Below are 14,109 nucleotides of genomic sequence, written 5' to 3'. Positions count from 1 at the left end.
AACCCGCCGTGAAGACCGTCAACCGCACCATCGCCTGCCTCGGCGCAGTCGCCGCCATCACCGCCGCCCTCACCGCGTGCGGCGCTTCGGACACCGGGTCCGCCGGGAACGGCAAGCCCGTGGTCGGCCTCGACTTCCCCCGCTCCGACACCGACTTCTGGAACTCCTACATCAAGTACAGCCCCGGGTTCGCCACCGACTTCGGCCTCGACCTCAAGACCACCAACTCGCAGAACGACGTCGCCAAGCTCACCGCCAACGTGCAGACGTTCATGAGCCAGGGCGTCAAGGGCGTCGCGATGGCGCCGCAGGACACCGCGGCCATCGCGCCCACGCTGGAACAGCTGGCGGCGAAGAAGATCCCGGTGGTCACCGTGGACACCCGACCCGACACCGGCGACGTCTACATGGTGGTCCGGGCCGACAACCGCGCCTACGGCGAGAAGGCGTGCCGGTTCCTCGGCGCCAAGCTCGGGGGCAAGGGCAAGGTCGTGATGCTGCAAGGCGACCTGTCCTCGATCAACGGCCGCGACCGCACCGAGGCGTTCAACGACTGCATGAAGGCCAACTACCCCGACATCACCGTGTTCGGGGAGGCCACGAACTGGGACGGCGCGGTCGCCGCGCAGAAGCTCCAGACCGATCTCACCGCCCACCCCGACATCAAGGGCGTCTACATGCAGTCGAGCTTCGCGCTCGCGGGCACACTCCAGGTGCTCAAGCAGAAGGGCCTGCTGGTCGGGCCGGAGGACCCCAAGCACGTGTTCGTGGTGTCCAACGACGGCATCCCCGAGGAACTCCGCAACATCACCGAAGGTCTGATCGACGCCACCGTGTCCCAGCCGGCCGACCTCTACGCCAAGTACGCCCTGCACTACCTCAAGGCCGCGATCGACGGCAAGACGTTCGCACCCGGCAAGACCGACCACGACAGCACGATCATCCAGGTCCGCGAGGGCCTGCTGGAGGACCAGCTCTCCGCTCCCCTGGTCACCGCCGACGGCGGCACCTACGGCGGCGTCCCCAGCCTCAAGGCCGACGACCAGTCCTTGTGGGGCACCAAGCTCGGCTGATCCGGAAGGGCGACACACGAGATGGTTACCGCCGCGCCCGTCGTCGAGGCGACGGGCATCACCAAGCAGTTCGGGTCCACAGTGGCCCTGCGCGACGCCGCGATCAGGATCGACCAAGGGCAGACCCACGCCCTGGTCGGGCGCAACGGAGCGGGCAAGTCGACCCTGGTGTCCATCCTCACGGGACTCCAGCCGCCGGACGCGGGCGAGGTGAGGTTCGGCGGCGAGCCCGCCCCGCGGCTCGCCGACCGCGACGCCTGGCGGCAGCGGGTGGCGTGCGTCTACCAGAAGTCCACGATCATCCCCGAGCTGACTGTCGCCGAGAACCTCTTCCTCAACCGGCACGACCACGGGCGCGGCGGATTGATCAACTGGAAGACGGTGCACAGCAGGGCACGGGAGCTGCTGGACACCTGGTCGGTCGACGTGGACGTGCGCACCCCCGCACGCGAACTCGACGTCGAACAGCGGCAGTTCGTGGAGATCGCCAGGGCGCTGTCGTTCGGAGCCCGCTTCATCATCCTGGACGAGCCCACCGCCCAACTGGACGCCGCCGCCATCAACCGGCTGTTCGCCCGGATCAACGACCTCCAGCGACAGGGCGTCACGTTCCTGTTCATCAGCCACCACCTCCAGGAGATCTACGGGATCTGCGACATGGTGACGGTGTTCCGCGACGCCCAGCACATCCTGACCGCCGCGGTCGACGAACTGCCGCGGGCCGAACTGGTCGGGGCCATGACCGGCGAGGCGGCGGCAGAGGTCGGCGGTGACCGCCGCGGCCCGTCGGCGGACGCCGTGGACGTGCTCAAGGTGGACGACATGTCCCTGCCCGGCGCGTACGACGACGTGTCGTTCCGCATCCGCGCCGGCGAGATCGTCGGTCTCGCCGGCGCGGCGAGCAGCGGCCGCATCGAGATAGCGGAAACCGTCGTCGGGTTGCGGGCAGCCGCGAGCGGCACCGTGGAGATCGCCGGCACCCGACCACGACCGGGCAGCGTGCCCGCCGCGCTGAAAGCCGGTGTCGGGTTCGTCCCGCAGGACCGGCACCACCAAGGTCTCGTGCCGGAGATGTCCATCGCCGACAACGGAACCCTGACCATCCCGGAACGGCTCGGACCCTCCGGGTTCATCGACGGCCGCCGCCGTGACCACTTCGCCACCACCATGATCGAGAACCTGGCGATCAAAACTCCAGGACCGGAGCTGCCGGTCTCCGGCCTCTCCGGCGGCAACCAGCAGAAGGTCGTCATGGCACGTGCCCTGGCCAACGACCCGGACCTGCTGGTGCTGATCAACCCGACCGCCGGCGTCGACGTGCGGTCCAAGGAGTTCCTCCTCGGCAAGGTCGAGGAGATCGCCGAGTCCGGCACCGGCGTGCTCATCGCCTCGGACGAGCTCGACGACCTGCGCCTGTGCGACCGGGTCCTGGTGGTGTTCCAGGGCCGCGTCGTCGGCGAGACCGCCCGCGGCTGGCACGACCACCAACTCGTGGCCGCGATGGAAGGAGTGGACCTCGATGTCCGATAGCAAGACCGCCGCCGCGGTCGCCGGGAACGGCTCGCCCCCACCGACGGGGAGCCCTGTCGGTGGAGGTCGGCCCGCAGGACGGCGGCGGATCGCCTTCGCGCGACTGCGCGACCTGGCCCTCATCCCCGCGATCATCGTGATCGCGATCGTCGGCCAACTGGTCAGCCCGGTGTTCATGCAAGCCGACAACCTGATCAACATCCTCCAGACCATGTCGGAGATCGCCGTCCTGGTCCTGGCCCAGACACTGGTCCTGATCGTCAAGAAGATGGACCTCTCCCTGGAGTCCACCGTCGGCCTCGCACCCGGCGTCGCCGCCTGGCTCACGGTGCCGATCGGCACCGGTCACGGTCTGGGCCTGCTGCCGGGCGGCTGGTCGGTGCCCATCACGCTGGCGGTCGGCGTTCTGATCGGCGTGGTCAACGCGCTGTTCATCATCCGGTTCGGCCTCAACGGCTTCATCGTGACGCTCGGCATGCTGATCGTGCTGCGCGGCATCCTCACCGGCATCTCCGGCGGCCAGACGTTCTTCCGGTTGCCGGAGTCGATGCTCTACCTCGGCACCACGCAGTGGTTCGGCGTGCCGGTGTCGGTGTGGCTGTGCCTGGTCCTGTTCGCCGCCGGCATCGTGGTCCTCGGCTTCACCAGCTTCGGCCGCTCCCTCTACGCGATCGGCGGCAACGTCGACGCGTCGAAGGCGGCCGGCATCCGCACCGACCGGGTGCTCTGGATCGTCATCGTCACCGCCAGCCTGCTGGCGGCCATCGGCGGCCTGCTGCTGTCCGGCCGACTGGCCTCCGTCGCATCGGCCCAGGGCAACGGCTACATCTTCACCGTGTTCGCCGCGGCCGTGATCGGCGGCATCAGCCTCAACGGCGGCAAGGGAACGATGTTCGGCGCCTTCACCGGAATCCTGCTGCTGTTCATGATCCAGAACGTGCTCACGCTCGGCGGCGTCCCCGCCCAGTGGATCGGCGCCCTCAACGGCACGATCATCCTCATCGCCCTGGCACTTTCCCGCGTCACGGGAGGCAAGACACAAGATTAGGTGGCCGGTGGCCCCGGTGCGGTCGAGCACCGGGGCCACCGACGTTGCCAGGTCAGGTCAGCGACCACTTCTGGTTGCCGCCGCCGTGGCACGTCCAGATGATCAGTTGCGTCCCGTCGACCGAGCTGCCGCCCAGCGCGTCCAGGCACTTGCCGCCGTTGCGGAACGTGCCGTCGGACTGCACCGACCAGTTCTGCGCGCCAGACCCGTTGCACGTCCACAGCTGGACGATCGTGCCGTCCGCCGAGCTGCCGTTGTTCACGTCCAGGCACTTGCCCAAGGTCCGGACCGTCGAGCCGCTGATCGTCCACTTCTGGTGCGGCTGTCCGTTGCAGGTCCACAGCTGCACCTTGGCGCCGTCCGCCGAGCTGCCGCCGTTGACGTCGACGCACTTGCCGCCGGCACCGACGATCTGACGCGCGGTCGTGCCGCCGCCGGAGGCAACGCCGCGGCCGACGAACTTCATCGAGTCCACGTCGAACGAGTTGTTCGCGGTCGACTTGAACACCATGAACAGCTCGATCGTGCCGCCCGGATCGGTGACCGGGACCGCCGGCAGACTCACGTAGTCGTCCCAGCCGCCGGTGCTCGCGACCGGCGCCGAGGCGATCAGCGCGCCGGTCGGCGAGCCCGCCCGCAACTCGACCGATCCGCCGCCGGTCGGCGAGGACACCCGGAACGACACCTGGTCGATCCCGGTCAGGTTCACCGTCTTGAACGAGACCCAGTCGCCATTGCTGACGTCGCCGATCCGCCCACCGGACTCGGCCGCGTCCTGCGGCACCACCCGCACACCGGACGAGCCGGTGAAGTGCTCGGCCTGCTTGTGCTTTGGCTGCAACAACACCTGGGTGCGGCCGGTCAGCGCCGGCACGCCGGTCGCGCCGCGGTCGGTGTAGGTGGCGTCGGCGACGTAGGACACGTTCGACTGGGCGTGCGCGGTGTCCGTCTCGGGCACGATCACGCCCGAGCAGCCCGGGATCTGGTTGATCGGGTGCGCGTGCTGGTCGTGGCCCAACGCGGGCTGCGTGATCACCCGGGTGCAGTCGATCGTGCCGTCCTCCCGGTCGGTGACCGACACCGCGTACGGGATCGTGTCGCCGAAGTCGAACATGCCGCCGTGCGCCGGACTCGTGAACCGCACCACCGGCTCGGTGTTGCCGGACGTGACGGTCACGTTCGCGGTGCCCGTCTTGCCGGTCGGGTCCGTCACGGTCAGCTGCGCGTTGAACTGGCCGCCCGTGGTGTAGGTGTGCGACGGGTTCGCGGCGGTCGAGGTTCCGCCGTCGCCGAACGCCCACCGGTAGGACAGCGTGCCGCCCTCCGGGTCGTTGGAGCCGGCGCTGGAGAACTGCACGGTCAGCGGCGACGATCCCGACGACGGCGTGGCGGTGGCCTTGGCGATCGGGCTGCGTTCACCGGACGTGTAGTCGATGCGGTAGAGCCCGGAGTCCGCGTTGTCGCGGCCGAAGCCGCTTCCCCACTCCAGCAGGTACATCGAGCCGTCCGGCCCGAACTTCACGTCCATCGGCGACTTCAAGCTCACCGACGACAGGAAGTTGTTGATCTTCAAGAGCTTCCCGGACGAGTCGAGCCGGAACTCGTGCAGCTTGTTCCGCGCCCACTCGCCGAAGAACGGCGTCTGGTCGAAGTACGCAGGGAACTTCGTCGGTGACGGGTTGTTCGCGTCGTACCGGTAGATCGGGAACGCCATCGGCGCTTCGCCGCCGCTGCCCAGTTCCGGGAACTTGTTGCCCTCCGACGCGCTGTTGCCGTACCAGACCGTCGCCGCACGAGCCGCCGGCAGGGTGGTCAGACCGGTGTTGTTTGGCGAGTTGTTGGTTGGTGCGCCGCAGTTGAACTTCGCGCCCGACGTGCCGGTGGCGAAGTTGTAGTCGTTGTACGGGGTGTTGTTGCCGACGCAGTACGGCCAGCCGTAGTTGCCCGGCGACGTGATCGCGTTCCACTCGGCCAGCGCGCCCGGTCCCCGGCTCGCGTTGTCGGCCCCGCTGTCCGGGCCGTAGTCGGCCGCGTAGATCACTCCGGTGGTGGGGTGCACGCTGAACCGGAACACGTTGCGGAAGCCCATCGCGTAGATCTCGGGCCGAGTCTTGGCCGTGCCCGGCGTGAACAGGTTGCCCGACGGGATCGTGTAGGTGCCGTCCGCCTCGGGGTGCACGCGCAGGATCTTGCCGCGCAGGTCGTTGGTGTTGGCCGAGGTGCGCTGCGCGTCGTACAGCGACTGGCCGGGGCGTTCGTCGATCGGGGTGTACCCGTCGGAGTGGAACGGCTCGGTGTCGTCACCGACGCTGATGTACAGGTTCCCACCGGGGCCGAACGCCAGGTACCCGCCGGTGTGGCCGGGCTCCGCCTGCCGCGACGCGGGCAGCGTGAGCAGCACCTTCTCGCCGGCGAGGTCGAGGTTGTCGCCGTTCATGGTGAACCTGGAGACCCGTGCGACCTCCTGTGATCCCGTGGGCGAGTAGTTCAGGTACACCCACCGGTTCGTGGCGAAGTTCGGGTCCAGCGCGAGACCGGTCAGGCCGTCCTCACCGCCGGTGTAGACGTTCAGCGTGGCGGCGGTGACGGTGGTGCGGGTGTCCGGCTTGTAGACCTTGACCTTGCCGCCGTACTCGGCGTAGACCACCCGGCCGTCCGGGGCCACGTCCAGCGCGGCCGGCGCGAGCGTGTTGCCGTCCAGCTCCGTCTTCTCGAAGCTGCTCCACACCGTGGGACCGCAGTCCGCCGCGAGCTTGCCGCCCGCCGTCTCCACGCCGCCCGCGATGTGCGAGCGGAACAGCGGCTCCGAGAAGCTGGACGCCTGGTGCCCCATCGCCGTCGCCCACAACCGGCCGCCCTCGAAGTTGCGGCACCACGAGATCGGGTGGTCCGACCCCATCGCGGACCCACCGGCGTCGTACGTCGTCTCGTCCGCGGTCACCAGCACGTGCACGTCACCGCGGGCGCTGCGGTCGAAGTTGTACCACTCCTCGGTGCGGTTCCAGCGGTCCGGCAGCCCTTGCCCCGACGGGTGGACGTGGTCGGCGACCTTGGCCGTGCCCGGCACGGTCGCCGAGTGCGCGGTCATCGTCATGCCGAGCATCTGGTCCCACCACGGGAACTGCTGCTCGATGTTCATGTCGGTGGCGTTGTGGATCGCCGCCACGCCACCGCCGTTGCGCACGTACGTCTGCATCGCGGCACGCTGCGCCGCGGTGTCCCACACCATGCCACCGGTCTGGAGCATGACGACCACGTCGAACGTCGCCAGCGTGGCGTCGTTGAAGACCGCGGAGTCTTCGCTCTTGGTCAGCTCCCACTGCCGATCGGCGGCGAGCTGCTCGAACATCGCGATCCCCGCAGGGATGGAGTCGTGCCGGTAGACGCCGGCGGCCGTCTTGCTGAACACCAGGACGTGAAAGCCCTCGGGGTGCGCCGAGGCGACCGGAACGATCAGGCCTATCACTGTGAGCGCACTGAATATAACGCTCAGTAGTCGCGTGCGCGTACGCCGCATGTGCCACTCCTTCGGGGCGGGACGAGACCGACTGACGGTGGTGCGAGGACGACCGAGAAGGACTGCGGCGCCGGTACCGCAGGAGGAGGCACACCCACACCGGCGGACTTGCCGCCGGCGACCTCAGGGTGCGTCCAAAACGTAATCTGCGTCATACGATCGTGTCAAGACGAAAGTAGCGGCTAAAAATCGGAGTTTTGGCGAACTTCTGCTTGATATTCGCCAAAAGTATCTCCCGCCCCAAGGAGTACCAACTACCGCATAACGTAGGATGACTCTCTTGCCAAGCACCGGCGATCCACGCAAAGATGCACACAGATGACGCTATAGATCCGATGTCTGGAACCGTCGGCGACGCTCGTGGAGGCAACGGTGCTCATCCGCGCAACTGCAATCCGGCCGTTGCCGGCCTTATCGGCGCTGGCTGCGGCGACCTCAGAGCACACCCTCTGGTACGACGAACCGGCCACCGACTGGGAGAGCCAGGCGTTGCCGATCGGCAACGGCGCAATGGGCGCGATGGTGTTCGGCGGGGTCCAGTCGGAGCGGTTGCAGTTCAACGAGAAGTCGTTGTGGACCGGTGGACCGGGCTCGACGCAGGGGTACGACCACAGCGACTGGACGACGCCGCGCCCCACGGCGGTGCAGGAGGTCGTGGACGCGATCAACTCCCGAGGCAGCGCCGATCCGGAGTGGGTCGCGGGCAAGCTCGGCCAGGGGCGCAAGGGATCCGGGGCGTACCAGACGTTCGGCGACCTGGAGCTGGACGTGTCGCCCGACCGCGCGTCGTACTCCGGCTACCGGTGTGAGCTGGACATCGCCGATGCGGTCGCAAGGGTGAACTACACCGGCAACGGCGTCACCTACGACCGCGAGTACTTCGCCAGCCATCCCGACAAGGTCGTCGTCGGCCGACTCGGCGCGAGCGCCACGGGCAAGGTCTCCTTCACGTTGCGCTACAAGTCGCCGCGTGCGGACTTCACCACGTCCGCCGCGAACGGGCGGCTCCGCGTCCGGGGAACGCTGGCCGACAACAGGATGGTGTTCGAGGCCCAGATCAGCGTCCGAGTCGACGGCGGCACGGTGACCTCGGCGGGTGACAGCGTGACGGTGTCCGGCGCGAACAGCGCGACGCTGATCCTCGCCGCCGGCACGAACTACGCCGACAGCTACCCGAACTACCGCGGCGCAGACCCGGGCACGGCGGTCACGGCCGCCGTCGACGCGGCTGCCGCGAAGTCGTACACAACGCTGCGCGACGCCCACGTCGCCGATCACTCCGCGCTGTTCGACCGGGTCGGGCTGAACATCGGCCAGGCCATGCCGGATCGGCCCACCGACGACCTCCGCGCGACCTACACCGGCGGCTCGTCCAGCGCGGACCGTGCCCTGGAAGCCCTGTACTACCAGTACGGCCGGTACCTGCCCATCGCGTCGTCCCGCGGCGGCTCGACTGGGCGACCGCGTTCTGGTTCCCCGAAGCCAACGGCTGGCCGGCCAGTCAGGTCTACGGCCTCTACCCGTTCAACCAGGACGCGGCGTTCCTGCGCGGCCGCGCCTACCCGCTGCTCAAGGGCGCGGCCGAGTTCTGGCTGGCCAACCTCCGCACCGATCCCCGCGACGGGAAGCTGGTCGTGACGCCGAGCTACTCCCCCGAGCACGGCGACTTCACCTCGAGCGACTCCATAGCGCAGCAGATCCCGCCTACAACTGTGGACGTGCACCGGCTCCGGGGCGCAGAAGTGGAGCCTGTGACCGCCCACACCACCACCCTTTCCACTTGACCAAGGAGCACCGTTGCAGGAAATTCCTCGGCGTCCACTCGGGACGACCGGCGTCACCGTGACCGAACTGGGGTTCGGAGCCGCCCCGATCGGCAACCTCTACCGCGCTCGACCGGACGACGTGGCCCACGCGGTCATCGACGCGGCCTGGGAGGACGGGGTGCGGTACTTCGACACCGCGCCCCACTACGGACTGGGACTGTCCGAACGACGCCTCGGCGCCGCGTTGGCGAGCAAGCCGCGCGAGGACTACGTCATCTCCACCAAGGTCGGACGACTGCTCGTGCCGAACCCCGCACCGACGGGCTCCGACCTCGATCAGGGTGGGTTCGACGTCCCCGACGACGTCACGCGCGTCCTCGACTACAGCGCCGACGGCGTGCGGCGCAGCATCGAGGCCAGCCTTGAGCGGCTGGGGGTGGACCGGATCGACATCGTGCTCATCCACGACCCCGACGACCACGTCGACCAGGCGCTGACCGAGGCCGTGCCCGCACTCGTCGCGCTGCGCGAGCAGGGAGTGATCAGCGCGGTCGGGCTGGGGATGAACCAGTGGGAGGCGCCGTTGCGGGCGGTCCAGGAGACCGACATCGACGTCGTCATGGTGGCCGGCCGCTGGACCCTCGTGGACCGCACCGCGCAACCCCTCCTCGACGCGTGCGCCGAGCGCGGGGTCTCCATCCTGGCAGCGGCGCCGTTCAACTCAGGCCTCCTGGCCCGCCCCTGGCCGCCGGACGACGCCCACTTCAACTACGGACCCGCACCGGACCACGTGCTCAAAACCGCGCGAGCATGGGCGGAAGCCTGCGAACGGCACGGAACCACACTGCCGCACGCCGCTATGGCGTTCCCGCTACGTCACCCGGCCGTCGCGTCCGTGGTCACCGGCCTCGGCACCGTCGACCACGTCCACGCCGCCGCGCAGTGGCTCCGGAAGCCGGTGCCGGAGGACGTGTGGAGCAGCCGATGACCCCGTCGACGCGGCCCCGCAGCGGTTGAGGTCACCCGCACGGCCACGGCGGCGGCAATACATCCGATCTATTTGACGGTTCCCATTGCGCACGACAGGACGGGGGTATACCTTTCGCGCATAGATCCGATGTATGGCGGGGATGGTGCTGAGTGATTTTGCTTCGAGTGGGAGCGGTGGGTGCCGAGCGTCCGGCGGTGCTGGACGAGAGCGGGGCGGTACGGGACGTCTCCGGGGTGGTGTCCGACATCGACGGCGGGCTGTTCGCCGGTGACGGCCTGGACCGGATCCGGACGGCTCTGGCCGGCGGCGCGCTCCCGGTGGTCGACCCCGGGGAGCGGATCGGGCCGCCGGTCGCCCGTCCGGGCAAGGTCGTCTGCATCGGCCTGAACTACTCCGACCACGCCGCCGAGACCGGTGCGCCGCTGCCCGCGGAACCGGTCGTGTTCTTCAAGGCGCCCAACACGGTGGTCGGGCCGAACGACCGGGTGCTCGTGCCGAGGGCGAGCGTCAAGACCGACTGGGAAGTCGAGCTGGCGGTCGTCATCGGCCGCACCGCCCGTTACCTGGAGAGCCACGCCGAGGCGATGGCGTGCGTCGCGGGTTACGCGATCTCCAACGACGTGTCGGAGCGCGAGTTCCAGCTCGAACGCGGCGGGCAGTGGGACAAGGGCAAGTCCTGCGAGACTTTCAACCCGCTGGGGCCGTGGCTGGTGACGGCCGACGAGGTCCCCGACCCGCAGGCCCTGGGGCTGCGGCTGTGGGTCAACGGCACGCCCCGCCAGAACGGCAAGACCTCCGACATGGTCTTCGGCGTCGCCGAGATCGTCCGCTACCTGTCGCAGTTCATGGTCCTGGAGCCCGGTGACGTGATCAACACCGGCACACCGGCGGGCGTCGCCCTCGGCCTGCCGGACCCGAAGCCGTACCTGCGGGAGGGTGACGTGGTCGAGGTCGAGATCGACGGTCTCGGCAAGCAGCGGCAGGAGGTGGGGCAGGCATGAGGCCGACGATCACCGGGCTGACGACGCACGACCTCCGGTTCCCGACCTCGCTCGAGCTGGACGGTTCCGACGCGATGAACCCGGACCCGGACTACTCCGCCGCCTACGTCGTGATCACGACCGACGCCCCGGACGGCTTGGAGGGCCACGGTTTCGCGTTCACCATCGGCCGGGGCAACGACGTGCAGGCCGTGGCCATCGACGCGTTGAAGCACTACGTGGTGGGCCGCGACCTGGAGTCCACTATGGACGGCATGGGCCAGGTGTACCGCGAGATGGTGTACGACTCGCAGTTGCGCTGGCTGGGACCGGAGAAGGGGATCATGCACATGGCGATCTCCGCGGTGGTGAACGCCCTCTGGGATCTGAAGGCCAAGCGCGCGGGCAAACCGCTGTGGCTGCTGCTGGCGGAACTGAGCCCGGAGCAGATCGTCGAGCTGGTCGACTTCCGCTACCTCACCGACGCGATGACCCCCGCCGAGGCGCTCGACATCCTGGTCCGCGCCGAGCCCGGCCGGGCCGCGCGCCGGGATGAGCTGGTGAACAACGGGTACCCGGCCTACACCACGTCGCCCGGGTGGCTCGGTTACGACGACGCCAAGCTGCGCAGGCTGTGCCGGGAAGCGGTCGCGGACGGGTTCACCCAGATCAAGCTCAAGGTCGGGGCCGACATCGGCGACGACATCCGCCGCATGCGGATCGCCCGCGGCACCGTCGGCCCGGACATCCGCATCGCCATCGACGCCAACCAGCGCTGGGACGTGGGCACCGCGATCGAGTGGGTGCGTGAGCTGGCGCCGTTCGCACCGTGGTGGGTCGAGGAGCCGACCAGCCCGGACGACGTGCTCGGCCACGCCGCCATCGCCGAGGCGATCGCGCCCATCGGCGTGGCCACCGGCGAGCACGTGCAGAACCGCGTGATGTTCAAGCAGTTCCTGCAAGCGCGTGCGCTCTCGTACTTGCAGATCGACGCCGCGCGCGTGGCGGGTGTCAACGAGAACATCGCGATCCTGTTGCTGGCGGCCAAGTTCGGCGTGCCCGTGTGCCCGCACGCGGGCGGGGTCGGCCTTTGCGAACTGGTGCAGCACCTGTCGATGTTCGACTACGTGGCCGTGTCCGGGTCGATGGAGAACCGGGTGATCGAGTACGTCGACCACCTGCACGAGCACTTCGTGGACCCAGTGCGGATCGTCGGCGGGCGCTACGCCGCGCCGTCCGAGCCGGGTTTCAGCGCGGCCATGCACCCCGACACCATCACCCGCTTCACCTACCCGACCGGTCCGGTGTGGTCGGCGGCCGACCGGCGGAGCGCGTCATGACCGACTTCACCGGACTCCGCGCCGTGGTCACCGGCGGTGGATCGGGCATCGGCCTGGCCACCGCGATGCTGCTGGCCCGTCGCGGCGCGGCGGTCGCCTGCCTCGACCTGAACCCGGGGGACGTTCCCGACCCCCTGCTCGGCATCGTGGCGGACGTGAGCGACGCCGAATCGGTCACCGCCGCCGTCGACCGGGCCGCCGACCACCTCGGCGGGCTGGACGTGCTGGTCAACAACGCGGGCATCGGCGCGCAGGGCACCGTCGAGACCAACCCGGACGAGGAGTGGCACCGGGTGTTCGACGTCAACGTGCTCGGCGTCGTCCGCACCGCTCGGGCCGCGCTGCCGCACCTTCGGCTGTCGCCCTGTCCCGCGATCGTCAACACGTGCTCGATCGCCGCCACCGCGGGGCTGCCGAACCGCGCGCTCTACAGCGCGACCAAGGGTGCGGTGCTGTCGCTGACCCTCGCCATGGCCGCCGACCACGTCCGGGAAGGCATCCGGGTCAACTGCGTCAACCCCGGCACGGTCGACACGCCCTGGGTGCGGAGGCTGCTCGCCGCGGCCGCCGACCCGGAGGCGGAGGAGGCCGCTCTGCGCGCCCGCCAGCCAACCGGCCGGTTGGTGACCGCCGACGAGGTCGCCGCCGCCATCGTCCACCTCGCCGGACCGGATTCGCTGTCCACCACGGGAACCGCGCTCGCCGTCGACGGCGGCATGCACGGCCTCCGGCTGCGTCCCCAACCCTGACCACACCCGAGCCCCGACCCACCTCGGCCATGACCACCCAGTCGTGACCACCGCACACCGAGGAATGTCAATGAAGATCCCCTCCCGGGCACTCGCCCTCGTCGCGGCCTCCTCCCTGGCGCTGACCGCGTGCAGCATGGACTCGACCGGTTCCACCCCGTCGGGGAGCGCGGGCGTCGGAGCCGTCGGCGTCGACCTGCCGCGCGCCGACTCCGACTTCTGGAACGCCTACGCGCGTTACATCCCGGAGAAGGCCACCGAGGCAGGCGTCGAACTGGCCACGACCACCAACTCGCAGAACAACATCCAGACGTTGATCTCCAACGTGGACAGCATGGTCACGCAGGGCGCCAAGGCCGTCGTCATGGCGCCGCAGGACACCGGTGCCATCGGCCCGAAGCTGGACGAGTTGGCCGGCAAGGGCATCCCGGTGATCAGCGTCGACACCAGGCCGGACAACGGCAAGGTCTACATGGTGGTGCGCGCCGACAACCGCGCCTACGGCACCAAGGCCTGCGAGTTCCTCGGCGAGAAGCTCGGCGGCAAGGGCAAGGTCGTCGAGTTCCAGGGCTCCCTGTCCTCGATCAACGGCCGCGACCGCTCCGAGGCGTTCAAGGAGTGCATGGACACCAAGTTCCCGGACATCACGGTGTTCGAGGAGCCCACCGACTGGGAGGGCAGCAAGGCCCAGGCCGCGCTGGAGACCCGGCTGGCCACCGACCCCGACATCAAGGGCGTCTACATGCAGGCGGGCGGCGTCTTCCTCGACCCGACCCTGCAACTGCTCAAGCAGCGTGGCCTGCTGGTGCCGCCGAGCGACCCCAGGCACATCTTCATCGTCTCCAACGACGGCATCCCGCAGGAGCTGGACGCCATCCGCAAGGGCGAGATCGACGCCACCGTCTCGCAGCCCGCCGACACCTACGCCGGGATCGCGTTGCACTGGGCGAAGCAGGCCATGTCCGGGACCACCCCGAAGGAAGGTCCGACCGAGCACGGCAGCAACGTCATCGCGCTGCCCAACGGCTTCGAGGACCAGCTGCCCGCACCGCTGGTCACCAAGGACAACGTGGACGACCCCGCGCTGTGGGGAAACAGCGCCAACTCCTGAGACC

At 69.1% G+C, this 14,109-nt stretch carries 9 protein-coding genes and 2 pseudogenes; 10 read left to right on the top strand and 1 reads right to left on the bottom strand.

Annotated elements, in window-relative coordinates:
• Positions 1-56 precede the first annotated feature (56 nt).
• The 3 genes from F4560_RS07750 to F4560_RS07740 are packed head-to-tail and all read left to right on the top strand — an operon-like array spanning position 57 to position 3,651.
• Positions 57-1,073 carry a sugar ABC transporter substrate-binding protein gene (locus F4560_RS07750; RefSeq protein ID WP_376775419.1) on the top strand — a complete coding sequence of 339 codons (1,017 nt, stop codon included), beginning with the start codon at positions 57-59 and terminating at the stop codon, positions 1,071-1,073.
• A 21-nt stretch (positions 1,074-1,094) separates the two neighbouring features.
• A complete protein-coding gene (locus F4560_RS07745) occupies positions 1,095-2,603 on the top strand; it encodes a sugar ABC transporter ATP-binding protein (RefSeq protein WP_184918126.1) in 1,509 nt (502 codons plus the stop codon).
• Positions 2,593-3,651, top strand: a complete 1,059-nt coding sequence (locus F4560_RS07740; RefSeq protein ID WP_184918124.1) for an ABC transporter permease — start codon at positions 2,593-2,595, stop codon at positions 3,649-3,651. Before F4560_RS07745 ends, F4560_RS07740 begins: the two co-directional genes overlap by 11 nt.
• 52 nt (positions 3,652-3,703) lie before the next feature.
• On the opposite strand, the gene F4560_RS07735 is transcribed toward F4560_RS07740, so the two are convergent.
• Positions 3,704-7,168, bottom strand: coding sequence for a ThuA domain-containing protein (locus F4560_RS07735; protein WP_184918122.1), 3,465 nt, complete (start codon positions 7,166-7,168; stop codon positions 3,704-3,706).
• 360 nt (positions 7,169-7,528) lie between these two features.
• Here F4560_RS07735 and F4560_RS07730 point away from each other — a divergent pair.
• The 7 genes and pseudogenes from F4560_RS07730 to F4560_RS07705 form a co-directional block, all read left to right on the top strand.
• Positions 7,529-8,560, top strand: a pseudogene (locus F4560_RS07730) (glycoside hydrolase family 95 protein); the annotation flags it as partial.
• A 120-nt stretch (positions 8,561-8,680) separates the two neighbouring features.
• Positions 8,681-8,952: pseudogene (locus F4560_RS46530) on the top strand (glycosyl hydrolase family 95 catalytic domain-containing protein); the annotation flags it as partial.
• 13 nt (positions 8,953-8,965) lie between these two features.
• Complete coding sequence (locus F4560_RS07725) at positions 8,966-9,922, top strand: aldo/keto reductase (protein ID WP_221483387.1); 957 nt, start codon at positions 8,966-8,968, stop codon at positions 9,920-9,922.
• A gap of 152 nt (positions 9,923-10,074) precedes the next feature.
• Positions 10,075-10,926: a fumarylacetoacetate hydrolase family protein gene (locus F4560_RS07720; RefSeq protein ID WP_184918120.1), complete on the top strand. Its 852-nt coding sequence runs from the start codon at positions 10,075-10,077 to the stop codon at positions 10,924-10,926.
• Positions 10,923-12,245, top strand: a complete 1,323-nt coding sequence (locus F4560_RS07715; protein ID WP_184918118.1) for an L-fuconate dehydratase — start codon at positions 10,923-10,925, stop codon at positions 12,243-12,245. The genes F4560_RS07720 and F4560_RS07715 overlap by 4 nt, the downstream gene beginning before the upstream one ends.
• Positions 12,242-12,994 carry an SDR family NAD(P)-dependent oxidoreductase gene (locus tag F4560_RS07710; RefSeq protein ID WP_184918116.1) on the top strand — a complete coding sequence of 251 codons (753 nt, stop codon included), beginning with the start codon at positions 12,242-12,244 and terminating at the stop codon, positions 12,992-12,994. Before F4560_RS07715 ends, F4560_RS07710 begins: the two co-directional genes overlap by 4 nt.
• Before the next feature lie 70 nt (positions 12,995-13,064).
• On the top strand, positions 13,065-14,105 hold the full coding sequence (locus F4560_RS07705; RefSeq protein WP_184918114.1) for a sugar ABC transporter substrate-binding protein: 1,041 nt from the start codon (positions 13,065-13,067) through the stop codon (positions 14,103-14,105).
• Positions 14,106-14,109 lie beyond the last annotated feature (4 nt).

This window comes from Saccharothrix ecbatanensis, from assembly GCF_014205015.1.
Lineage (GTDB): Bacteria > Actinomycetota > Actinomycetes > Mycobacteriales > Pseudonocardiaceae > Actinosynnema > Actinosynnema ecbatanense.
Note: the sequence above shows the minus strand (reverse complement) of the source record. Positions and strands in the feature narration are given on the sequence as shown.

Excerpts from the sequence above, each read along its gene's own strand:
- F4560_RS07745 (WP_184918126.1), top strand. The coding sequence starts at position 1,095 with ATGGTTACCGCCGCGCCCGTCGTCGAGGCGACGGGCATCACCAAGCAG.
- F4560_RS07740 (WP_184918124.1), top strand. The coding sequence starts at position 2,593 with ATGTCCGATAGCAAGACCGCCGCCGCGGTCGCCGGGAACGGCTCGCCC.
- F4560_RS07735 (WP_184918122.1), bottom strand. The coding sequence starts at position 7,168 with ATGCGGCGTACGCGCACGCGACTACTGAGCGTTATATTCAGTGCGCTC.
- F4560_RS07715 (WP_184918118.1), top strand. The coding sequence starts at position 10,923 with ATGAGGCCGACGATCACCGGGCTGACGACGCACGACCTCCGGTTCCCG.
- F4560_RS07710 (WP_184918116.1), top strand. The coding sequence starts at position 12,242 with ATGACCGACTTCACCGGACTCCGCGCCGTGGTCACCGGCGGTGGATCG.
- F4560_RS07705 (WP_184918114.1), top strand. The coding sequence starts at position 13,065 with ATGAAGATCCCCTCCCGGGCACTCGCCCTCGTCGCGGCCTCCTCCCTG.